A 19,932-nucleotide genomic window follows, 5' to 3' on the forward strand; every position below is an offset into this window, starting at 1 on the left:
AAAAGGACGGCCCTAGAACGTGACCAGCACCTTCAGCGCCGTTCGCGCGTCCATCGCCTTGTAGCCGTCCGGCACCTGGTCCAGGCCGACCGTCAGGTCGAAGACCGGGGACGGGTCGATCGTGCCGTCGAGGACGTCGGGCAGCAGTTCCGGGATGTACGTGCGCACGGGCGCGACGCCGCCGCGCAGCGCGATGTTGCGGTCGAACATGACGCCCAGGTCGAGACCCGTGCCGCTGCCGTGCGGGACGCCGACGAAGCCGATCGCTCCGCCGTCGCGGGTGATGTTCACGGCCGTGCTCATGGACTGCTCGGTACCGACCGCCTCGACCACGCAGGCCGCGCCCTGCCCGCGCGTGAGCGCCCGTACCGCCTCGACGGCCTCGTCGCCGCGCTCGGCGACCACGTCCGTGGCACCGAAGCGGCGGGCGATGTCGGTCCGCACCTGGTGGCGGCCGAGCGCGATGATCCGCTCGGCGCCGAGCCGCTTGGCGGCGAGCACCGCGCACAGGCCGACGGCCCCGTCGCCGACGACGGCGACCGTGGAGCCCTCGCGCACGCCCGCGCCGAGCGCCGCGTGGTGGCCGGTGCCCAGCACGTCGGAGAGCGTGAGCAGCGCGGTGAGCAGGTGGTCGTCGGAGGCGGCGTCGGCGGGCAGCCGTACGAGGGTGCCGTCCGCGTACGGGACGCGCACGGCCTCGCCCTGGCCGCCGTCGTGCCCGACCGCGCCCCAGAACCCGCCGTGCTCGCAGGACGTGGTGAGCCCTTCGGCGCAGTAGTCGCAGACGCCGTCGGACCACATGAACGGTGCGACGACGAGGTCGCCGGCCTTGAATCCGCGCACGTCGGACCCGGTCTCCTCGACGATGCCGAGGAACTCGTGCCCGATCCGCTGCCCCTTCTGCCGCGCGGCCTCCCCGCGGTAGGCCCACAGGTCGCTGCCGCAGATACAGGCCCGCAGGACGCGCAGCACGGCGTCGGTGGGCTGCTCGACCCGTGGGTCCGCCACCTCCTCCACGCGCATGTCGTACGGAGCGTGGATGGTGGTGGCGCGCATGGCGGGTCCTTCGGGTGTACGGGTGCGGCGGGCCGCGAAAGCGGGGGTACGGCGGGCCGCGTCGCCGTCAGGGCGCTGCGGCGGCCGTGCGGCTCTCACCGTACGCCGCGGCCTGCTCCTTCTGCGCGTCGAGCCCGGCGAGTACGCCCTTGACCAGCAGCGCCTGCGCCGCCGCGTACGTGAGCATCACCCAGAAGTCGGGGCGCGGCAGCTGCGGCCACTCCGCGATCCCGGTGGCGATGAGGGTGTCGGAGAGCAGGAACAGCGCGCCGCCGATCCCCGCGACGAGCCCGAACCGCGCGGCCGCCCGCAGCGCCATCGCGGTGAGCAGCAGGCTGTACGCGGCGACGGGCACCCGCAGGTCGCCGGGCAGGTCGCCCCACATGAGGACGAGGGTCAGGGCGAGGACGAGGCCGTACGCGGCCGCGAGCGGGGCGGTGTGCCGGTGCGGGGTCCCGTACTTCGCGAAGAGAACGAGGTAGCAGATGTGACCGACCGCGAAGCCGCCCATGCCGGCGAGGAAGGCCGCGTCGGCGTCGAACATCAGCAGGACGTCACCGGTCCAGCCGAAGAACAGGGCGGCGAGCAGCAGCCGGGGTGCCTTGCGGGTCACCGCGTACGCGAGGAGCAGCGGGACGAGGAGCGGCTTGAAGACCGTGTGGCCGAGGTCCCAGTCCGCGAGCAGGGAGACGAGGTCGCCGGTGACAGCTACGGCGAAGGCCCACAGCAGGATCATGCGACACGCTCCGGAACCGTCTCGGCGGCGGCCGGCTCGGGCGACCAGCCGGGTCCGCGCAGGATCCGTCCGAAGCGCTCGCGCCAACTGGTCGCGGCCTTGAGGTCCTTGGCGATCGACACGTATTCGTGGGTGGCGACCTTGAACGGATTGTGGGTCGTGATGTTCTTCGTCAGACCGAAGACGGGGCGCTCGGTCTCGGCGACGAAGGAACCGAACATACGGTCCCAGACGATCAGGATCCCGCCGAAGTTCCGGTCCAGGTAGCCACCCTGGGAGGCGTGGTGGACGCGGTGGTGGGAGGGGGTGTTGAAGACGAACTCGAACCACCGCGGCATCTTGTCGATGCGCTCGGTGTGGATCCAGAACTGGTAGACGAGGTTCGCCGAGGAGCAGAAGGCCAGCGCGGCCGGGTGCACACCGCACGCGATGAGGGGCAGGTAGAACGGCCAGGACGTGACGGAGGTCCAGGGCTGGCGCAGCGCCGTGGAGAGGTTGAACTTCCGGCTGGAGTGGTGGACCACGTGGCAGGCCCACAGGATCCGGATGACGTGGTGTCCGCGGTGCGACCAGTAGTAGAAGAAGTCCTGCGCGAGCAGCATCAGCAGGACCGTCCACCAGAGCACGGGCACGCGAGCGGGCGTGAGCTCGTACACGGCGGTGTAGATCGCGACGACCGGGATCTTCCACAGGAAGTCGAAGCCCAGACTGCCGAGCCCCATGGTGATGCTGGTGGCGGCGTCCTTGGTCTCGTATCCGGCGGCGTCCTCGTCGGGGTGCAGCCGCACGCTGACGATCTCGATGATCGTCAGAAGGACGAAGGCAGGTATGGACCACAGGACCACGTCGGGCAGGTTAGGCATGGGTGCACGGTAAGGGCGCTGGTGGGGCCGGGGCTAGAGGTAGTTACCGACAAGTATTACCAGTGGTTACGCCCTGTCTCTTGGCGGACTCCGCCAAGAGGCCCGCAGGCACCGGACGCCTCAGCCCCCGACGGCCCCGAGCAGCGACCCGGCGCCGTAGGTCACCGCCATCGCCAGCGCGCCGCCCGCCACATTGCGCAGGACGGACGGGGCCGTCGGGGCCTCGCCCAGGCGGGCGCTCCACCAGCCGGTGAAGCACAGCGCGGCGAGTACGGCGGCGACCGTGACCGGCAGACGCAGGGACTCGGACGGCAGGACGATCGCGAGGAGCGGCAGCAGCGCCCCGACTGTGAACGCGAGGAAGGAGGCGCCCGCCGCGTGCCAGGGATTGGTGAGGGCGTCCGGGTCGATGCCCAGCTCCACGCGGGCGTGGGCGCGCAGCGCGTCCTTCTCGGTGAGCTGCACGGCGGCTTCGCGGGCCACCTTGGCGCTGAGGCCGCGGGCCTGGAGCAGACCGGTCAGCTCGTCGAGTTCGGCGTCGGGTTCTCACGCAGTTCGCGCTTCTCCTGGGCGAGCGCCGCCTTCTCGGAGGCCCGCTGGGTCGCCACGGAGACGTATTCGCCGGCCGCCATGGACATGGAGCCGGCGAGCAGTCCCGCGAGACCTGCCGTCAGGAGCGTGTCGCGCTCGGAGGTGGCGCCCGCGACGCCGACGACAAGGCCCGCCGTGGAGACGATGCCGTCATTGGCGCCGAGCACCGCGGCCCGCAGCCAGTTGAGCCGCGTGGACATCCCGGAGTCGTGGTGCTCGACGTGCCCGGCGCGGTCGTTCGGCTCGTTCATGCCGGGAGGTTCTCACGCCCTCCCGGCATGAACGCTCACCACACGCGGACCTTGCCCCCTGGCGCGAAGACCGGCGAAGTCGCGTCCGACGGCGGTTCCTTGAGGGGTTCGGCGATCTCCTCGACCGTCGGCCCGACCTTCGCCGCGAGCGGGTCGAGGAGATCGAGGTCGAAGCCGTAGACGCGGGCGGCGTTGCCGCCGACCATCGCCGCGACCTCGGCTTGCGGCAGCCCCGCGTAGGCGATCCGCAGACCTTCCCTCGTATAGGGATACGTGCCTTCGTCGTGCGGGTAGTCGCTGCCCCACATGATCTTGTCGAGGCCGATCCGTTCACGCAGCGGCACCTCGTGCGGGCGCATGAAGCTGGCGCCGACGAAGCAGTTCTCCGCCCAGACCGTGGACGGCCCCTTGCCCATGGAGGCCGCGAGGCCCTGGCCGAATTTCGACTCCGCGGTGTTGGCCTTCGGCCCGGCCGCCTTCGTCGCGGCCTTCACCAGACGCGCGTGGTAGTAGTCCAGCATGTCCAGGACGCCGGGGATCCAGCCCGAGCCCTGTTCGGTGAGGACCAGCTTCAGATCGGGGTTGCGGCGGAAGGCGCCCCCGAAGATCAGGTGCCACAGGGCGCGGTGCGAGAACCAGGTGGTCTCCACCATGAACACCGCGCGCGCCGCGGGTTCCTCGCCCAGCGGCGGGGACGCGGAGCCCGCGTGGTGGTTCACGGGCACGCCGAGCTCGGCGCAGACGGCCCAGATCGGGTCGTACTCCTGCGAGTAGAGCTCGGGCAGCCCCGAACCCGGTGGCGTACCGGGCAGCAGCAGCCCGCCGGTGAGCCCCGCCCCGTGCGCCCAGCGGATCTCCTTGACCGCCTCCTCGACGTCGTTGAGGAGGATCTGGAAGACGCCCGCGCGGCGGCCGGGGGCCAGCGAACAGAAGTCCGCGAGCCAGCGGTTGTGCGCGCGCAGCCCCGCCCAGCGCTGCTCGTACTCCTCGCGTGTGGGCGCGGGCGCCATCAGCGCGGCGGACGGGAAGAACGGCGGGATGGTGTTGGGGAACACCACCTCGGCGACGATCCCGTCCTCCTCCATCTCGGCGATCCGCCGGTCGGAGTTCCAGTTCTTGTCGGCGGTGTCGGCGAGGAGGTCCTCGTACGGATTGACGTACGTGGCCGCCCACGCGTCGAAGGCCTCGTGGTGCCCGGACGCCAAATAGGGCTTGTAGTCGAGGAGATCGGCGCCGGCGTGGCAGTCGGCGGAGATGACGGTGTAGCGGTCCTCGCTCATGGCACCTGCACCCCCATCGTCGGAAAGTCGTTGCCGGTGAGCCAGTGCCGGCCCACCTCGCGCGAACGGGCCCAGGAGGCCTCGACCGCCGACTGGTCCTCGGGCTGGCCGAGGTCGGCGGGCGTGGGGCCGATGCGGCGGGCGACCGGCGCGAGCTTCTCCGTGTCGAAGCCGAAGACATCCGCGGCCGCGAGCCCGAGCATCCGCCGGGTCTCCGCCACCGGGATGTCGTGGAAGGTGTTCTTGAGCCAGGTACGGGTGTTGGGCCAGGTCCCTTCCGGGTGCGGGAAGTCGGAGCCCCAGAGGATGTTGTCGACGCCGATCTCGTAGCGCTGGGCGAGTTCGCGCCGTTTGGTGTTGGTGGCGCAGATGAACACCTGGCGGTCGAGGTACTCGCTCGGCGGCCGCTTCAGCTCGGAGAACGGCGAGAGCTTCTTGCCGCCGTGCGCGCCGAGGTAGAGGCGGTCCATGAACCACAGGAGGTTCGGCAGCCACCAGCAACCGGACTCCGCCACCCCGAACTTCAGGCCCGGGTGCCGTTCGAAGACACCCGACCAGATGAGGAAGTGCAGCGGCCGCGCGGGCCACCACGTCACCTCGCTCACGTAGATCCCGAGATGATCGCCGTACTCGTGCCGCGGCGCCGCACCGGAGTGCGTGACCAGCGGCATCTGCGTCTCGGCGGCCGCGGCCCAGACCGGCTCGTAGCGGCGGTCGTGGTACGGCGGGTGGTCGACCCACATGGACGGGATCATCAGGGCGCCGAGCCCCGACTCCTTGGCCCGGTGGATCTCGGCGACGACCTTGTCGACGTCGGCGGTGATCGGCAGCAGGGCCACGCCGCAGTGCCGTTCGGGGTTCTCGCCCACGAACTCCGCCAGCCAGCGGTTGTGCGCCTGTGCCCCCGCCATGCCGAGCGCGGGGTCCTGGTCGCCGGAGAGCCCGAGTCCGACGCCGAAGGGCGCGGCGGTCTGGCTGTCGACGGCGTCGGCGTCCGGGAAGACCACCTCGGCGGCCACCCCGTCGCCGTCGAGTTCCTTCAGGCGCTGGGCGACGTCCCAGCCGCCGCGCAGCCCTTCCTCGTTGTCGCTGAACCACTTGTCCGCGAAGGCCTCGTTGCGGACGCCGAGCCGGGTCATCTCCTCGCGGCGCCGGTCGCGGCCCGCGAGGAATTCGTCGAACTCCCCGTGGAAACGGGAGTCCAGATACGGCCGGTACTCCTCGGTGGGGAGCCCGGCATGGCAGTCGCTCGAAATGATCAGATACGGATCCTGTGCCTCTGTCATGGCGCCCCTCAGTCCAGGATGAAGCTCTCGAGATACGCGGGGTTCGCACGGTCGAGCATCGACTGCGACCGTGCCTTGATCTGCCGGTCGCTGTGCTCGCTCGCCGGCATCATCCAGAAGCTGCCGGCCTCGATGCACTCGGCCACGAAGTCGGCGACCTCCTCGACCGGCGTGAACTGCACCTCGTGTCCGGCGGCCTTCATCGCCGCCTCGTACTGGTCGAGGCTGCGGTACGGCGTTTTGCGCGGCTTCTCCTTCGCGTACCGCTCGGGCCGGTTGCGGTGCGACTCCCACAGTCCGGTGCGCAGCATGTGCGGGCCCGGGAACAGCACGGACGCGCCCACCTGTACGCCCTCGGCCTTGAGGTGCGCGTACAGCGACTCGGTCATCGTGACGACCGCCGCCTTGGTGACCGCGTACACGGAGGCGGTCGGAAGGGGGGCGATCCCGCCGTCCCCTGACGAGGTGTTGACGACATGGCCCGGCTGCCCGCCCTCGATCATCCGCGGCACGAAGGCCTGGATGCCGTGGAAGACGCCCCACACGTTGACGGAGAAGGCCCACTTCCAGTCGTTGGGCTCGTGCTGCCACATCCGGCCCTCGGCGCCCGAGCCGACGCCCGCGTTGTTGCAGAGGACGTGCACGGCGCCGTACGCGTCGTACGCGGCGTCCGCCAGCGCGATCACGGAGTCGCGGTCGGAGACGTCGACGACGCGGGCGAGCACCTCGGCGCCGTCCTCCCTGAGCGAGGCGGCGGCCTTCTCCAGGGCGCCCTCCTCCACATCGGCGAGGACCACCTTGAGTCCGCTCGCGGCGAAGCGGCGGGCCATCGCGAGACCGATGCCGCTCGCGGCGCCGGTGACGACGGCGACCTGTCCGGCTTCCAGCTTCATCGGGTACCGGCCTCCCTGTCGCTGCCCTCCGGCGGGCCGTCGAGGATCTGCTGCGGGTCGTCATAGCGCTGGTGGATGTACGGCAGCAGGGCCTGGGCGCTGACCCGTTCGACGACCTTGCCGCGCTGGTCGGTGGTCTTCTCGCCGATGGTGATCTCCACGATGGTGCGGACGGGAAGGTCCGCGATCGGGTCGAACATCGACTCCCGCAGCACCACGTCGCCGGTGATCCGCTCCAGCTTGCGCACCTTCTCGTTGCGGGTGCAGTGCACGAGGACCGGGTCGGCGTCGAAGCCCGAACCGTCCACGGCGGGCAGGAACTTGAAATAGAAGTCGGTCTTCTGCGTGGGCTCGGGCAGCGGCAGATCGCCGTTGACCGCACCCCGCACCTCCACGAACGCGATGCCGTGCCGGGCGAGGCGGGCGTTGACCACCAGACCGTCGCGGTCCACGGTCACCTCGCCGAGCTTCTTCGGCTCGCCGAAGACCTCGCGGCCGCCGATGAGGGCCCGCTCGTGGGTCATCGGCATGACGAGCGGATACCAGCCCTCGACACCGTTGTGCTCTGCGGCGACCGCCACGGAGCCCGCGCCGAGCGGATAGCCCGGCAGGTCGACCTTGCTGATGTTCGCCCGTACGAGCGGCTTCTCGGTGGGCTTGAGCGGCGGTGGCAGCACCGCGGCCACCGCGTCCGGATCGCTCTCCCAGACCGCGACCACACCGGTCGACCAGATGTCGGGGAGCTTCGAGCTCTTCTCGCGCGCCGTCTGGATCTCGGCCTCGGTGCGCGCGCCGTACCGTACTCGTGCCATGGCGTACCGCCCTTCGATGGGGGTGTTCCAACGAGCCTGTAACACTGTTACACCGCCCGCGATGAAGGGTAAAGAGCCGTGCGGGAAACGGAAGTTGGGAGTCTTATGAGCGACGCACCGAAGCGCGCACTCACCCGGGACGACGTCCTCGCCGCCGCCGCGGCCATGGTCAAGGAGCACGGCCCGCGCGCGCTGACGATGCGCAAGCTCGCCGCCGAGCTCGGCACGGCCGTCACCTCGATCTACTGGCATGTCGGCAATCGCGAATCGCTGCTCGACGCCCTGGTGGAACGCACGGTCGCGGACCTCGGCGAGATCCGCGCCCAGGGCCGCACCCCCACCACCCGGATCGTCTCGGTGACCCGCGCCCTGCGCGCGCAGCTGCGCGGCCACCCCCACCTGGTGGCGATGGTGCACGAACGGGGCCTGACCGAGCGGATGTTCCAGCCCGCCACCCAGGCCCTGGTGCACGAGGTGCACGCGGCGGGACTGCGCGGCGGCCAGGCGGCGGACGTCGTACGGTCGCTGCTCTTCCAGGTCGTCGGTTTCGTCCTGGTCGAGCGCAATCGCGAACGGGCGCCCGTGCAGTACCCCGGTGACGAGTCCCTGTGGGACGCCGGTGCGAGCGAGCACGATCCGGGGCTCGCCAAGGGCCTGGCGGCCGAGCCGGATCCCGAGCGGCTCTTCCTGCTCTCCGTACGGGCCATGGTGGAGGGCCTGCTGGCCGCTCCCCCTCGCTGAAGCCGCCGCTCTCCCGCACTGAACACGAGGGTCCGCAACCGGTCGGTCCCGCAGCCGGTTTGGCCCCGCTGTCCGTCTTGTCAGTGTCGGGCCCTATCCTCATGGACCATGCTCGAAGACCCCACCACCGCCGCACCGTGGCCGGCCGCCTACCCGTCGGGGTATGCGGTCGTCGACGTCGAGACCACCGGTCTCGCCCGCGACGACCGCATCATCTCCGCCGCCGTCTACCGGCTGGACGCACGAGGCGAGGTGGAGGACCACTGGTACACGCTGGTCAATCCCGAGCGTGATCCGGGCCCCGTATGGATTCACGGTCTGACGAGCGACGCGCTCGAAGGAGCGCCCCTCTTCCCGGAGATCGCCGAGGAGTTCTCGGCCCGGCTCGACGGCCGGGTGCTCGTCGCGCACAACGCTGTCTTCGACTGGCAGATGATCGCCCGCGAGTACGCACGGGCCGCGCTCACCCCGCCCGTACGGCAGCGGCTGTGCACCATCGCGCTCTCCAAGGAGCTGGCGCTGCCGCTGCCCAACCACAAACTGGAGTCGCTGGCCGCCCACTTCGGCGTCGTCCAGCAGCGGGCACACGACGCGCTCGACGACGCACGCGTGCTCGCGGAGGCGTTCCGGCCCAGCCTGCGGGCGGCCGCGAAGGATTCCATGCGGCTGCCGCTGCACGAATGCCGGCCGCTCACCGAGTGGAGCGCGCCGCCGTCGCCGGGCATCGGCCGGCAGTACAGCCCGCAGACGAACTGGCGGCCGGCCCGCAAGCTGGCGCCGAGCCCGTATCCGAACCCGGGGCGGTACGAGGAGGGGCGGCCGCTGCGGCAGGGCATGCGGGTCGCGTTCTCGGGCGACACCTCCACCGAGCGCGAGCTCCTGGAGGACCGTGCGGTCGAGGCGGGGCTCCATGTGGCGACCAGCCTGTCGCGGCTGACGAGCCTGCTCGTGACGAACGATCCGGACTCGGGCACGTCCAAGGTCGTCAAGGCGAAGAGCTTCGGGACACCGATCGTGGACGAGGCGGCCTTCGGCCAGCTGCTGCGGGATGTGGCACCGGCGGCGACCGGGGGCTGACGGGAGCGGAGGAAGGACCGGAGCGGCCGGGTCCGTGGCTCGCGGGTGTGCCCGCCGGGAAGCTGTCCGGGTGATTATCAGCCCGCGTCCCGCATGCCGTGGTGACGGCCGCCGCGCCGGATCCCCACTCTGTGGCGCATGGCACGTTGTGAAGTCTGCGGAAACGACTACTCCATGAGCTTCGAGATCCACGCCCAGGGCGCGGTCCATGTCTTCGACTGTTTCTCCTGCGCCATCCACCGCATGGCCCCCATCTGCGAGCACTGCAGGTGCCAGATCATCGGGCAGGGCGTCGAGGTCGAGGGCCACTGGTACTGCGGAGCGCACTGCTCGCGCGCGGAGGGGCAGGTGGGCATCGTCGACCGGGTGTGACCCCTCCGTTCTGTCCGTTTCGGCCCCCTCCGGGACCCTCCCGCAGGGGGCCTTCGCGTGCCGGGGTACCGTCGACGGCGTGTACCGCTTCCTGTTGACCCGGCAGTGGGTGTTCGTCACCCTGCTCGCCCTTGTGCTCATCCCCGTGATGATCGAGCTGGGCTTCTGGCAGATGCACCGGCACGAGGCGCGCGTCGCGCAGAACGCGCTGATCGCGAAGAGCCTCAATGCAAAGGCCGTCCCCGTCGAGGAGCTCACCGCCCCCGGTGAGACCCTGCCGCGCGCCGACTACTGGCGCCAGGTCACCGCGACCGGCCGCTTCGACACGGAGCACGAGGTCGTGGTCCGGCGCCGGACGAACTCCGACGACCGCGTCGGCTTCCACGTCCTGACCCCGTTCGTCCTCGAGGACGGCAAGGTCCTCCTGGTGAACCGCGGCTGGGTGCCCACGGCCGACGACCAGAAGGCGTTCCCGAAGGTTCCCCCGCCGCCGGCCGGCGAGCGGACGGTGACGGGCCGCCTGATGGCCTCGCAGACCACGGACGCCAGCGGCATCAAGGACCTCAAGGGCCTGCCCGACCGCCAGGTGATGCTGATCAGCAGCGAGCAGCAGGCGCAGCTCCTCGGCAAGGACGTCCTCGGCGGCTACATCGAGCTGACCGACCCGGCCACCGAGTCCCCGGAGCAGATCCCGGCGCCCGACCACGACTCGATCGGCAACCACTTCGCGTACGCGGTCCAGTGGTGGCTGTTCACCGCGGCCGTCCCGGTCGGCTGGGTCTTCCTCGTACGGCGGGAGCTCCGCGAGCGCCGTGAGCGCGAGCGGGAGGCGGCCGAGGAGGAAGCCGCGCCGGTTCCGGCCTGAGAGCCTGTTTCCGAACCCCCGTCGTTCGTCCGAAGGACGGCGCAGCGGCGGTCGGTGCGTGCTCTCGGCGTGCGGCGTTCCAGGTCATGTGGCGGAGCCACCTGTCCTGGGGCGCCGTGCGCCGAGAGTGCGTGCCGGGCGTCGGGGCGCAGACGGGGGTTCGGAAACAGGCTCTGACCCCGGACTCCCCCGGTGCGCGCGGACGCGGCAGGATGGGGCCATGGATCTTGGACTGAAGGACCGTGTGTACGTCGTCACCGGAGCCACCCGCGGCCTCGGGTACGCGAGCGCCGCCGCGCTGGTCGCGGACGGTGCGAAGGTCGTGATCACCGGACGCGAGGAGAAGGCCGCCGCCGAGGCCGCCGCCGCGCTCGGTGAGAACGCCGTCGGGGTCGGCGCCGACAATTCCGACCCGGCCGTCGCCCAGCGGCTGATCGACACCGCGCGTGAGCGCTTCGGCCGCTTCGACGGCATCCTCGTGAGCGTCGGCGGCCCCGCCCCCGGCACGGCCGCCTCCAACACCGACGAGCAGTGGCAGGACGCCTTCGACGCGGTGTTCCTCGGCGCGGTACGGCTCGCGCGCACCGCGGCCGCCGAGCTCGGCGAGGGCGGCACGATCGCCTTCGTCCTGTCCGGTTCGGTGTACGAGCCGATCGGCGGTCTGACCATCTCCAACGGTCTGCGCCCTGGCCTCGCGGGCTTCGCGAAGTCCCTCGCGGACGAGGTCGGCCCGCGTGGCATCCGGGTTCTCGGTCTGCTCCCGGGGCGGATCGCCACGGACCGGCTGCGCCAGCTCGACGGCCTCTCCCCCGATCCGGAGGCGGCCCGCGCCGCCAACGAGTCCCGTATCCCGCTGCGCCGCTACGGCACGCCGGAGGAGTTCGGCCGGGTCGCGGCGTTCACGCTGTCGCCCGCGGCCTCGTATCTGACCGGTGTGATGGTGCCGGTGGACGGCGGGGCGCTGCGCGGGTTCTGACCGGCGGTCTCGGCAGGTGGGCGGTCGCGTGGGGCGCGGCCGCCCATGCGCAGGGCTCAGACCAGAATCGCGAGCACCAGCGCGATGAAGGCGATGAAGAAGACCGCCCCGACGATCATGCCCATCACGGAGCGGGCCGCGTCGGCGGCGTCCTCGATCCGCCAGGAGACGGGCCGCGGATCGGCCCGCCCGGGTGCGTCGTCGTGCACATTGCCGAGGTACATCCAGCCGCCGTCGCCGTCGGGTTCCCAGACGTCGCCGTTCTCGTCGACCCACTGGCCCCGCGGGCCCGAAGGGCCCTGTGGTGGTTGTCCCATGGCCGCGCCCCTCATACGTGAACCGTGTGCGGTTGCCCGGGAGTTCACGCCCCAGTGTGCTCGCGACCCAGACGGTGCGGAACCCCGGCGGGCGCCCGGCGCCGCGGTCAGCTCACGCGCTGCGCCCGGCGCCTGACCACCCCCAGCTCCACCTGCGCCGGCAGCCGCTCCAGACCCGCCGAGTCGCGCGCCTGGGCCAGCGCCTCGTCGGTCAGCCCACGCAGTGTCTCCTTCGGTTCCGCGCCGGCGGACAGGACGAGGTGGACGCGGGCCTCGGGCGCGTTGCGGCGCCCGACGAGCAGTACGTCGGCCTGGTCGACGCCGTCCAGCTCCTCGGCGGCACCGGCCAGGACGCCCGCGAGGGCCCGAGCCCGCAGCAGGGCGCCCTGTCCGTCGCCGCTGTCGACGAGGACCTCGGTGAGGCGGTTGCGCCGGATCTGGGCGATCACCGACCACACCATGAGCCCGAACAGCACGCCGAGCGCCCCGAACACCGCGGGCCACCACCAGGTGTCCTCACGGCACCGGTCCCGCGCCGACTCGGCGAGCAGGACATCGCCCTGCGCGTCGTGGAACCACCACGAGGGCACCGGCCCGCCGAGCCCTGCGACCAGCACGCTCCCGCCGACGACGAGCAGCGTCAGGCCGACGGCTCCGAGCAGCACACGGTTGAGAATCCTCAGCATCGCTCACGCCCCCTTCGCGGACTTGCCCGGACGGGCGACCGTCACCGACAGCGCGGGGCCCACGACGAGGCCCAGCGAGCGGATGCCGTCGCCGAGCGCGGCGTCCAGATCGGCGCGCACCTCGTCGAGTTCACGGAAGTGCGAGACCGCGCGGACGTCGACCTTCGCGCGGTACACCCGGACCCGTACCGACTGCACCCCGGCGACCTCCATCGCCCGGTCGCGCAGCACGAGGGCCGCGGCGGCGCTGTCCAGCCACGCCCGTACCTCGCCGTCGCCGCTGCGCATCGGCAGGGCGGCGCGGTGGCCTGGTGCGGCGGCCAGGAGCAGGAGCGCGAGGCCGAGCAGTACGGCCGCCGCGGCGCCCGCGAGCACCCACCCGTCGTCGAGAGGACGGGTGCCGAGCTGTGCGGCGAGCTCTCTGCGCCAGGCCATCGCGGTCTGTTCGGCCCGTACTGCCGCGAGGTCGTAGACCAGCAGCCCGGCGGCGGCCGCGAGCACGAGGGCGAGCACACCCGCGGGGATCCGGCGCACGGACCACAGGCGGCCGCCGTCGCCGTCCTCCTGCGGGGTGACCACCGGGGCGTACCGCGCGGCCGACGCCGACTGGTCGAGCGCGGCCGACGCCCCGGCCTGCCCGGACTTCTCGAGTACGGGCAGACTCCCTGTCGTGCCCTCGCTCCCGGGACCGGGCGGTGCCGCCCGCCCTTCGCGTCCTTCGCTCATCGTGTCCTCCCCACCGCGTGCGCCGGATGCAGTCCGTCCACCCGGACGGCCACCTCGGGCACGGTCATCCCCGCCAACGCCTCTACCCGTTCGGTGACTTGACGACGCACGGCCGCGCACTGAGCGCCGATGTCGCAGGGGTAGCCGAGGTCGAGGGTGATCCGCACTCGTACGGTGGTGTCCCTGACCCGGATCGCGGCCCGGGGCCGTACGCCGGGTGCGGGCACGTCCGCCGTGAGTGCCTCGTACGCCGCGCGTGCCGCGATCTTCTCGACGACACGGTCGGCGACGGAGGTCGCGCCCCGCTCGGCCGGCGGGACGGTGCGCACCCCGGGCCGGGACGCGCTGTCGTCACCGGCCATCACCGCCGCCGGTCGCCACGGGACTCGCCCCGGCCGCGGAAGAGGTCGCCCACATCCAGCTCCCCGTCCGCGTACCGCCCGACGAGAAAGCCGAGCGCGCCGAGCGCCGCCACCAGCAGGAACGCGCCGAACCCGCCGAAGTACGCGGCGAATCCGAGGGCCATCCCGGCGAGCAGCCCGATCGAAGCCCTGCTCATCGCACCCGCCTCCCAACTCGTCGCCGACTCCCCGAAGCCACGGTCACGTGCCGTACCGGGGGCGCTGCCCGACGGCCGGCGGGAACCGTCGGCCGGTGTCTCACCGGGACCGACGCTCCGCTGCCGCTCGCAGCAGATCGTCCGGTGCCGCCTGAACTCGCCGACCCTGTCCGCCGGCTCACTGCAGCCGCGTCTCGTCGTCGTCCTCCTCGTCGGGCAGCTTCACGTCGCCGACCGCGATGTTGACCTCGACGACCTCGAGCCCGGTCATCCTCTCCACGGCGGCGATCACGTTCTCGCGCACGGCACGGGCCACGTCCCCGATCGAGACGCCGTACTCCACGACGATCTCCAGGTCGAGTGCCGTCTGCACCTCGCCCACCTCGGCCTTGACGCCGCGCGTCACGGACTTGGCGCCGGGCACGCGGTCCCGCACCGCGCCGAAGGTACGGGACAGTCCGCTGCCCATCGCGTGCACCCCGAGCACATCGCGTGCGGCCAGGCCCGCGATCTTCTCCACCACTCCGTCGGCGATGGTGGTGCGCCCGCGGGTCGCGGGGTCACCGCCGCCCCGCTTCCTCACCACCGCGGCCGGTTCCCCCGCCGCCGCTTGCGCCGCTTCGGTCGCTTCCGCCTTGACGCTGCCTTGTTGTGCGGTCTCGGTCATCGCTTGTCCCCATCGCTGCCGATTGCGCTTCCCGGCCCACCGTAAGTGCGCGTGCCCGTTCGGTCACCGGGCAAGCTGCATCCATGGAAAGAAGGGACGCGAGGGACGGTCTCGCGCGGACGGTCCGCCAACAGCTGCGCCTGGGGCGTCTGTTGGCGCTCGGCGGCCCCGCGGACGGCGCGTGGATCGCGGAGTCGGCGGCGCGCGCGGTCCTGGAGCACGCCGCCGCGGCGCTACGGGGCGTGCGCCTCGATGCCGTCGGCCTGGCCCTCGCCGACCCTGACACGACCGCCGAGCCGGTGGTGCCGGGACCGCCGAGCGCACTGCGGCCGGGGCCGCTCAGGATGACCGCGCGGATCGCGGCGGAGAGCGGCGAGCCGCTGCCCGCGGTGGCCCGGCGGCTGCGGTCGGCGCTCGCGGTCACCGCGCACGGGCTCGGTCTGGTGGTGGACGCGGTGGACGTGGAGATCACCGAGCTGCTCCCGCCGGAGACTAAGGCCCGCGAGCCGGGCCGGCGCACCAACAGGGCCCGCACCGAAACGACCGGCACCGAAGCGGCCCGCACGGAAACGGCCCGCACCGCGATCGGTACGGGCCGGGACCCGGCCGCCCGAGCCGCCCTCGGGGTGCCGGGAGTGTCCCGGCTCACGGGGGTGCTCGGCGGCACGGGGCGCGCCGTTCAAGTGGTGGAGCGCCGCACGCCCGGTGCGCTGACGGCACGCCACCTCCGTATCGAAGTGGCGACCGCCGCGCACCACAACGCGCTCGAAGTGGCACTCGCGGTCCGCCGGGCCGTGTCGGGCGCGCTGCCCGACCGGCCGACGGTGGCGGTCCTCGTGTCCGAGGTGGACGGGCTCACGTAGGGCCCGCGCCCCACGCGACGGACGCAAGCCGAAGCCCGCGTCCGCCGGGCGGGGAACCGGGCAGGGGCGGGGAATCAGTCCCCGAGCCCGGCCAGATCGCGCAGCCGCCGCCCCTGCGCCGCGCGCTCGGCGACCCGCTGGTCCTCGTACGAGCGCTCCACCGCACCCTGCAGCAGCGCCTTCGTCTCGACGACGGCGTCGCGCGGGGCGGCGAGCAGTGCGCCCGCCAGGTCCTGTACCGCCGCGTCGAGTTCCGCGGCGGGGACCACCAGGTTGGCGAGGCCGATCCGCTCGGCCTCGTCGGCGTGCACGAAGCGCCCGGTGACACAGATCTCCAGGGCCCGTGCGTAGCCGACCAGCGAGACCAGCGGATGCGTGCCGGTGAGGTCGGGCACGAGACCCAGGCTGGTCTCGCGCATCGCGAACTGGACGTCATCGGCCGCGACCCGGAGATCGCAGGCGAGCGCCAGCTGGAAACCGGCACCGATGGCATGCCCCTGCACGGCCGCGACGGTCAGCACATCGCTGCGCCGCCACCATGTGAACGCCTCCTGGTACTCGGCGATGAGCGCATCGAGCTCCGCTTCATCACCGCGCGCCATGTCCAGGAACGAGGGTTCGCCCTCGAATCCTTCGGGCGTGAAGGCCTGCCGGTCGAGACCGGCGGAGAACGACTTGCCCTCCCCGCGCAGGACCACCACCCGTACGCTGCCCGGCAGCGACTGGCCGGCCTCGGTCAACGCCCGCCAGAGTGCGGGACTTTGGGCGTTGCGCTTGGCCGCGTTGGCCAGGGTCACCGTGGCGAGCGCGCCGTCGATGGTGAGCCGGACGCCGTCCTTGTCGAGGACGACGGAGCCGGAGGGTTCGGTCGTGGTCATGAGGTCTCCGAGGGGTGCGGTCAGTACGGCGAACCGTTAAGTGACTGCACAGTAACCACCCGGGCGGTCAGCGGACCGACCGGGTGGCCACCATCGAGGACCAGGGGGTCAGGAAGCCGCCTTCTTGCCCCGCGTCGCCCCGCCGCGTCCCCGCAGCGTGACGCCGGACTCGCTGAGCATCCGGTGGACGAATCCATAGGAGCGGCCGGTTTCCTCGGCCAGCGCCCGGATGCTCGCACCGGAGTCGTACTTCTTCTTCAGGTCTGCCGCGAGCTTGTCGCGCGCGGCGCCGGTTACCCGGCTGCCCTTCTTCAGAGTCTCGGCCACCCGTGCCTCCTCATGGGAAGTGCGCTCTGGACTTCTCATGATCACCCCTCATGAGCGTCCTGGCCACCCATTCGGCAAGGTCCGTCCGGCCGGAATTGGCGCCTCCAAGCGCTTCCTCACAAGAGGAGGGAACAATTCCGGTGACCTTGGTTCGCCCCGCCGAACACGTCCATGAACGAACTGGCAGGTCAAGGCGCACAAGGTCGCGGTCAACCCCGCACGGCCAGGCCAGCCCTTGATCCGGTGTACGACACACCGCGGTACTAGGCGATCTCACACAGACGAAGGATCACGCATCAGCAGAATGATCCAGACGAAGTGGATCAGGCTCGTCCGATCGTGTTCCGGACGAGCCTCCCCACGGCCTTGCCGGGCTCCCTCGCCTTACGCGAGCGCCACCAGGTCCGCGTAGTCCGCGCCCCACAGGTCCTCGACACCGTCCGGCAGCAGGATGATCCGCTCCGGCTGCAGCGCCTCGACCGCGCCCTCGTCGTGCGTGACCAGCACGACCGCGCCCTGGTACGTACGCAGCGCGCCGAGGATCTCCTCGCGGCTCGCGGGGTCGAGGTTGTTGGTGGGCTCGTCGAGCAACAGCACGTTGGCGGAGGAGACGACGAGGGTCGCGAGCGCGAGCCGGGTCTTCTCGCCGCCGGACAGGACACCGGCCGGCTTGTCGACGTCGTCACCGGAGAACAGGAACGAGCCGAGCGTCTTGCGCACCTGGACCAGATCGAGGTCAGGGGCCGCCGAGCGCATGTTCTCCAGGACGGTGCGCTCCGGGTCGAGGGTCTCGTGCTCCTGCGCGTAGTAGCCGAGCTTGAGCCCGTGCCCGGGCGTGACCTCGCCGGTGTCGGGCTGCTCGACGCCCGCGAGCAGACGGAGCAGGGTCGTCTTGCCCGCACCGTTGAGCCCGAGGATGACCACGCGCGAGCCCTTGTCGATGGCGAGGTCCACATCCGTGAAGATCTCGAGCGAGCCGTACGACTTCGACAGGCCCTCCGCCGTCAGCGGCGTCTTGCCGCAGGGCGAGGGGTCGGGGAAGCGCAGCTTGGCCACCTTGTCGGACTGGCGGACCTCATCGAGGCCGGACAGGAGGCGCTCGGCGCGCCGGGCCATGTTCTGTGCGGCGACGGTCTTCGTGGCCTTGGCGCGCATCTTGTCGGCCTGCGCGTTGAGGGCCGCGGCCTTCTTCTCGGCGTTCTGCCGCTCGCGCTTGCGGCGCTTCTCGTCGGCCTCGCGCTGCTGCTGGTAGAGCTTCCAGCCCATGTTGTAGACGTCGATGTGGGCGCGGTTGGCGTCCAGGTAGAAGACCTTGTTGACCACGGTCTCGACCAGGTCGACGTCGTGGGAGATCACGATGAAGCCGCCGCGGTACGTCTTCAGGTACTCGCGCAGCCAGACGATCGAGTCGGCGTCGAGGTGGTTCGTGGGCTCGTCGAGGAGCAGGGTGTCGGCGTCCGAGAACAGGATCCGCGCGAGCTCGACGCGGCGGCGCTGACCGCCGGAGAGCGTATGCAGCGGCTGGCCGAGCACGCGGTCGGGCAGCCCGAGCGCGGCGGCGATGGTGGCGGCCTCGGCCTCGGCCGCGTAGCCGCCCTTGGTGAGGAACTCGGTCTCCTGGCGCTCGTACTGCTTCAGCGCCTTCTCGCGCGTGCCGCCCTGGCCGGTGGCGATGCGCTGCTCGTTCTCGCGCATCTTGCGGATCAGGGTGTCCAGGCCGCGGGCGGACAGGATGCGGTCGCGGGCCAGGATGTCGAGGTCGCCGGTGCGCGGGTCCTGCGGCAGGTAGCCGACCTCGCCGGAGCGCGTGATGGTGCCTGCGGCCGGGATGCCTTCACCGGCAAGGCACTTGGTGAGGGTGGTCTTGCCGGCGCCGTTGCGCCCGACCAGACCGATGCGGTCGCCCTTGGCGACGCGGAAGGTGGCGTTCTCGATGAGGATGCGGGCGCCGGCGCGCAGCTCGATGCCGGTTGCGGTGATCACGGGACAGTCTCCAGGCAGGTGGGACGGGCGAGGACAGGGCTGAGGGACGTGTCGACGCCGCCTAATGCACAAGGAGAATGGCCATGGCGGCAATTCTACCGGGGGCGGGCAACTGCTTTACGGGGCCGGTGGGCCCGGGGGCCGCGGTTACGGGAGCGCGTTGCCCATGGGGCGCCGGTGCGGCGCGATCCGCCCGAGGTCGTCCACCGCCACGATCTCCAGCGGCCAGGCCACCGCCGCACCGGAGCACGGCTGTGCGATCACCCACGCCGAGCCGTGCCGCACCGCGCGCTCCGGAGCGAAGGCGCAGCCGCGGCGGGCGGGCAGCACCCAGCGCAGATCGCCGTCGGCCGTGCGGTACGCGGTGATCCGCTCCGGGGTGACCACGGCGACCATCCGCGCCTCGGCGTCCAGGGGCCGCAGCACGCCCCGGGCACCGTGGGCACGCAGCCGGGCGGCCGCGCCGGGGAGGGCCCGGTGCCAGCGGACCGCGCTGCCGTCGCGCAGGGTGTCGGTGATCAGCCCGTCGTCCCAGACCGTGACCGCGTGCCCGGGAGCGGGCAGCAGGGCGAGGGCCCGGCGTCCGGTGCGCGCGTGGGTCCAGCGGGGGCGGTCGGCGGCCGCGTCGTAGGCGCGTACCGCTCCGTTCTCGATACGGAGGCGGGGTTCGGCCTTGCCGGTACGCAGGCGGGCCTCGACCGGGCCCGAGGCGTGCCGCACGAGGCGGTCGCCGAAGGGGGCGGGGCGGGCGTCGTGCGCGGCGGTGATCAGGGGGACGGCCGCGGCGAGTGCGAGGGCCAGCGGGAGCATCAGGCGGGTGGCTCGGCGCGGGGGGCGCCGCGGGCCGTCCGGCCGGGTCGGCGCGTAGGGTCCGCCGGCCGGATGCCGGCCGGCGTGCGGCTCCCGTGCGGGGGGCGTGACGGCCCCGGTCCCCGTACGCGTCGGTGCACCGCTCACGTATCCCCCTTTGCTGCCGCCTGGATCAGGCGCAGAGCGTAGTCCCGCGGCCGGGCGCGGGCCGCCGGGGAGCCTTGCGACACGGCGGGCGCGAGTGCGGGTGTCGCCCGTTCGGTCCTCTGCTGACGCCCTCCTCCGCCGGGCGTAACAGGATGAAGAGGCCGAGAATC

The 19,932-nt window shown here is 72.0% G+C and carries 23 protein-coding genes and 1 pseudogene; 6 read left to right on the top strand and 18 right to left on the bottom strand.

Annotated elements, in window-relative coordinates; all coding sequences use genetic code 11:
• Nucleotides 1–12: 12 nt before the first annotated feature.
• The 8 genes and pseudogenes from ACIBI4_RS15430 to ACIBI4_RS15465 all read right to left on the bottom strand — a co-directional run bounded on the left by ACIBI4_RS15430 (nt 13) and on the right by ACIBI4_RS15465 (nt 7,768).
• Nucleotides 13–1,056 (bottom strand): zinc-dependent alcohol dehydrogenase family protein, encoded by a 1,044-nt coding sequence (locus tag ACIBI4_RS15430; protein ID WP_399204367.1) that lies wholly within the window; start codon nt 1,054–1,056, stop codon nt 13–15.
• Nucleotides 1,057–1,123: 67 nt separating this feature from the next.
• Entirely contained in the window at nt 1,124–1,792 is a 669-nt protein-coding gene (locus tag ACIBI4_RS15435) for a lysoplasmalogenase (RefSeq protein ID WP_399204368.1), read from the bottom strand.
• Nucleotides 1,789–2,655 carry a sterol desaturase family protein gene (locus ACIBI4_RS15440; RefSeq protein ID WP_399204369.1) on the bottom strand — a complete coding sequence of 289 codons (867 nt, stop codon included), beginning with the start codon at nt 2,653–2,655 and terminating at the stop codon, nt 1,789–1,791. Before ACIBI4_RS15440 ends, ACIBI4_RS15435 begins: the two co-directional genes overlap by 4 nt.
• A 120-nt stretch (nt 2,656–2,775) precedes the next feature.
• A pseudogene (locus tag ACIBI4_RS15445) lies at nt 2,776–3,446 on the bottom strand (VIT family protein).
• 86 nt (nt 3,447–3,532) lie between these two features.
• Nucleotides 3,533–4,777, bottom strand: a complete 1,245-nt coding sequence (locus ACIBI4_RS15450) for an amidohydrolase family protein (RefSeq protein WP_399204370.1) — start codon at nt 4,775–4,777, stop codon at nt 3,533–3,535.
• Entirely contained in the window at nt 4,774–6,063 is a 1,290-nt protein-coding gene (locus ACIBI4_RS15455) for an amidohydrolase family protein (protein WP_399204371.1), read from the bottom strand. Before ACIBI4_RS15455 ends, ACIBI4_RS15450 begins: the two co-directional genes overlap by 4 nt.
• An 8-nt stretch (nt 6,064–6,071) precedes the next feature.
• Complete coding sequence (locus ACIBI4_RS15460) at nt 6,072–6,956, bottom strand: SDR family NAD(P)-dependent oxidoreductase (protein ID WP_399204372.1); 885 nt, start codon at nt 6,954–6,956, stop codon at nt 6,072–6,074.
• Complete coding sequence (locus ACIBI4_RS15465; RefSeq protein ID WP_399204373.1) at nt 6,953–7,768, bottom strand: acetoacetate decarboxylase family protein; 816 nt, start codon at nt 7,766–7,768, stop codon at nt 6,953–6,955. Before ACIBI4_RS15465 ends, ACIBI4_RS15460 begins: the two co-directional genes overlap by 4 nt.
• Nucleotides 7,769–7,873: 105 nt before the next feature.
• Between ACIBI4_RS15465 and ACIBI4_RS15470 the strand changes: the two genes are divergently transcribed.
• From ACIBI4_RS15470 to ACIBI4_RS15490, 5 genes are all read left to right on the top strand, one after another.
• Complete coding sequence (locus ACIBI4_RS15470; RefSeq protein WP_399204374.1) at nt 7,874–8,509, top strand: TetR/AcrR family transcriptional regulator; 636 nt, start codon at nt 7,874–7,876, stop codon at nt 8,507–8,509.
• Between the two features lie 108 nt (nt 8,510–8,617).
• The gene (locus ACIBI4_RS15475; RefSeq protein WP_399204375.1) at nt 8,618–9,586 is read left to right on the top strand and encodes a DEDDh family exonuclease; all 969 of its coding nucleotides are present in this window, start codon (nt 8,618–8,620) and stop codon (nt 9,584–9,586) included.
• 138 nt (nt 9,587–9,724) lie between these two features.
• The gene (locus ACIBI4_RS15480; protein ID WP_399204376.1) at nt 9,725–9,958 is read left to right on the top strand and encodes a hypothetical protein; all 234 of its coding nucleotides are present in this window, start codon (nt 9,725–9,727) and stop codon (nt 9,956–9,958) included.
• A gap of 79 nt (nt 9,959–10,037) precedes the next feature.
• Nucleotides 10,038–10,823, top strand: coding sequence for an SURF1 family protein (locus ACIBI4_RS15485; RefSeq protein ID WP_399204377.1), 786 nt, complete (start codon nt 10,038–10,040; stop codon nt 10,821–10,823).
• 220 nt (nt 10,824–11,043) lie between these two features.
• Entirely contained in the window at nt 11,044–11,799 is a 756-nt protein-coding gene (locus tag ACIBI4_RS15490; RefSeq protein ID WP_399204378.1) for an SDR family oxidoreductase, read from the top strand.
• Between the two features lie 56 nt (nt 11,800–11,855).
• Here ACIBI4_RS15490 and ACIBI4_RS15495 read toward each other — a convergent pair whose 3' ends face one another.
• From ACIBI4_RS15495 to ACIBI4_RS15520, 6 genes are all read right to left on the bottom strand, one after another.
• Nucleotides 11,856–12,116 carry a hypothetical protein gene (locus ACIBI4_RS15495; protein WP_399204379.1) on the bottom strand — a complete coding sequence of 87 codons (261 nt, stop codon included), beginning with the start codon at nt 12,114–12,116 and terminating at the stop codon, nt 11,856–11,858.
• A gap of 107 nt (nt 12,117–12,223) precedes the next feature.
• Nucleotides 12,224–12,802: an alkaline shock response membrane anchor protein AmaP gene (gene amaP, locus ACIBI4_RS15500; protein ID WP_399204380.1), complete on the bottom strand. Its 579-nt coding sequence runs from the start codon at nt 12,800–12,802 to the stop codon at nt 12,224–12,226.
• 3 nt (nt 12,803–12,805) lie between these two features.
• The gene (locus ACIBI4_RS15505; protein ID WP_399204381.1) at nt 12,806–13,528 is read right to left on the bottom strand and encodes a DUF6286 domain-containing protein; all 723 of its coding nucleotides are present in this window, start codon (nt 13,526–13,528) and stop codon (nt 12,806–12,808) included.
• A complete protein-coding gene (locus ACIBI4_RS15510) occupies nt 13,525–13,890 on the bottom strand; it encodes an Asp23/Gls24 family envelope stress response protein (protein ID WP_399204382.1) in 366 nt (121 codons plus the stop codon). Before ACIBI4_RS15510 ends, ACIBI4_RS15505 begins: the two co-directional genes overlap by 4 nt.
• Nucleotides 13,890–14,087, bottom strand: coding sequence for a hypothetical protein (locus tag ACIBI4_RS15515; RefSeq protein WP_399204383.1), 198 nt, complete (start codon nt 14,085–14,087; stop codon nt 13,890–13,892). Before ACIBI4_RS15515 ends, ACIBI4_RS15510 begins: the two co-directional genes overlap by 1 nt.
• 178 nt (nt 14,088–14,265) lie before the next feature.
• Nucleotides 14,266–14,754, bottom strand: coding sequence for an Asp23/Gls24 family envelope stress response protein (locus tag ACIBI4_RS15520; RefSeq protein ID WP_399204384.1), 489 nt, complete (start codon nt 14,752–14,754; stop codon nt 14,266–14,268).
• Between the two features lie 83 nt (nt 14,755–14,837).
• On the opposite strand from ACIBI4_RS15520, the gene ACIBI4_RS15525 reads away from it, so the two are divergent.
• On the top strand, nt 14,838–15,617 hold the full coding sequence (locus ACIBI4_RS15525) for a nucleopolyhedrovirus P10 family protein (RefSeq protein WP_399204385.1): 780 nt from the start codon (nt 14,838–14,840) through the stop codon (nt 15,615–15,617).
• Between the two features lie 74 nt (nt 15,618–15,691).
• On the opposite strand, the gene ACIBI4_RS15530 is transcribed toward ACIBI4_RS15525, so the two are convergent.
• From ACIBI4_RS15530 to ACIBI4_RS15545, 4 genes are all read right to left on the bottom strand, one after another.
• A complete protein-coding gene (locus tag ACIBI4_RS15530; RefSeq protein ID WP_399204386.1) occupies nt 15,692–16,495 on the bottom strand; it encodes an enoyl-CoA hydratase/isomerase family protein in 804 nt (267 codons plus the stop codon).
• Between the two features lie 108 nt (nt 16,496–16,603).
• A complete protein-coding gene (locus ACIBI4_RS15535; protein ID WP_046727957.1) occupies nt 16,604–16,822 on the bottom strand; it encodes a helix-turn-helix domain-containing protein in 219 nt (72 codons plus the stop codon).
• Nucleotides 16,823–17,206: 384 nt separating this feature from the next.
• Nucleotides 17,207–18,805 (bottom strand): ABC-F family ATP-binding cassette domain-containing protein, encoded by a 1,599-nt coding sequence (locus ACIBI4_RS15540; protein ID WP_399204387.1) that lies wholly within the window; start codon nt 18,803–18,805, stop codon nt 17,207–17,209.
• Nucleotides 18,806–18,952: 147 nt separating this feature from the next.
• Nucleotides 18,953–19,762 carry a hypothetical protein gene (locus tag ACIBI4_RS15545; protein ID WP_399204388.1) on the bottom strand — a complete coding sequence of 270 codons (810 nt, stop codon included), beginning with the start codon at nt 19,760–19,762 and terminating at the stop codon, nt 18,953–18,955.
• Nucleotides 19,763–19,932 lie beyond the last annotated feature (170 nt).

This window comes from Streptomyces sp. NPDC050418, assembly GCF_044458745.1.
In the GTDB taxonomy this organism is placed as follows: Bacteria; Actinomycetota; Actinomycetes; order Streptomycetales; family Streptomycetaceae; genus Streptomyces.

What these genes read in the sequence shown, in the direction of transcription:
- ACIBI4_RS15530 (WP_399204386.1), bottom strand. Translation starts at nt 16,495, where the DNA reads ATGACCACGACCGAACCCTCCGGCTCCGTCGTCCTCGACAAGGACGGC.
- ACIBI4_RS15440 (WP_399204369.1), bottom strand. Translation starts at nt 2,655, where the DNA reads ATGCCTAACCTGCCCGACGTGGTCCTGTGGTCCATACCTGCCTTCGTC.
- ACIBI4_RS15495 (WP_399204379.1), bottom strand. Translation starts at nt 12,116, where the DNA reads ATGGGACAACCACCACAGGGCCCTTCGGGCCCGCGGGGCCAGTGGGTC.
- ACIBI4_RS15480 (WP_399204376.1), top strand. Translation starts at nt 9,725, where the DNA reads ATGGCACGTTGTGAAGTCTGCGGAAACGACTACTCCATGAGCTTCGAG.
- ACIBI4_RS15430 (WP_399204367.1), bottom strand. Translation starts at nt 1,056, where the DNA reads ATGCGCGCCACCACCATCCACGCTCCGTACGACATGCGCGTGGAGGAG.
- ACIBI4_RS15455 (WP_399204371.1), bottom strand. Translation starts at nt 6,063, where the DNA reads ATGACAGAGGCACAGGATCCGTATCTGATCATTTCGAGCGACTGCCAT.
- ACIBI4_RS15505 (WP_399204381.1), bottom strand. Translation starts at nt 13,528, where the DNA reads ATGAGCGAAGGACGCGAAGGGCGGGCGGCACCGCCCGGTCCCGGGAGC.
- ACIBI4_RS15465 (WP_399204373.1), bottom strand. Translation starts at nt 7,768, where the DNA reads ATGGCACGAGTACGGTACGGCGCGCGCACCGAGGCCGAGATCCAGACG.
- ACIBI4_RS15520 (WP_399204384.1), bottom strand. Translation starts at nt 14,754, where the DNA reads ATGACCGAGACCGCACAACAAGGCAGCGTCAAGGCGGAAGCGACCGAA.
- ACIBI4_RS15470 (WP_399204374.1), top strand. Translation starts at nt 7,874, where the DNA reads ATGAGCGACGCACCGAAGCGCGCACTCACCCGGGACGACGTCCTCGCC.
- ACIBI4_RS15515 (WP_399204383.1), bottom strand. Translation starts at nt 14,087, where the DNA reads ATGAGCAGGGCTTCGATCGGGCTGCTCGCCGGGATGGCCCTCGGATTC.
- ACIBI4_RS15475 (WP_399204375.1), top strand. Translation starts at nt 8,618, where the DNA reads ATGCTCGAAGACCCCACCACCGCCGCACCGTGGCCGGCCGCCTACCCG.
- ACIBI4_RS15435 (WP_399204368.1), bottom strand. Translation starts at nt 1,792, where the DNA reads ATGATCCTGCTGTGGGCCTTCGCCGTAGCTGTCACCGGCGACCTCGTC.
- amaP (WP_399204380.1), bottom strand. Translation starts at nt 12,802, where the DNA reads ATGCTGAGGATTCTCAACCGTGTGCTGCTCGGAGCCGTCGGCCTGACG.
- ACIBI4_RS15450 (WP_399204370.1), bottom strand. Translation starts at nt 4,777, where the DNA reads ATGAGCGAGGACCGCTACACCGTCATCTCCGCCGACTGCCACGCCGGC.
- ACIBI4_RS15525 (WP_399204385.1), top strand. Translation starts at nt 14,838, where the DNA reads ATGGAAAGAAGGGACGCGAGGGACGGTCTCGCGCGGACGGTCCGCCAA.
- ACIBI4_RS15510 (WP_399204382.1), bottom strand. Translation starts at nt 13,890, where the DNA reads ATGGCCGGTGACGACAGCGCGTCCCGGCCCGGGGTGCGCACCGTCCCG.
- ACIBI4_RS15460 (WP_399204372.1), bottom strand. Translation starts at nt 6,956, where the DNA reads ATGAAGCTGGAAGCCGGACAGGTCGCCGTCGTCACCGGCGCCGCGAGC.
- ACIBI4_RS15490 (WP_399204378.1), top strand. Translation starts at nt 11,044, where the DNA reads ATGGATCTTGGACTGAAGGACCGTGTGTACGTCGTCACCGGAGCCACC.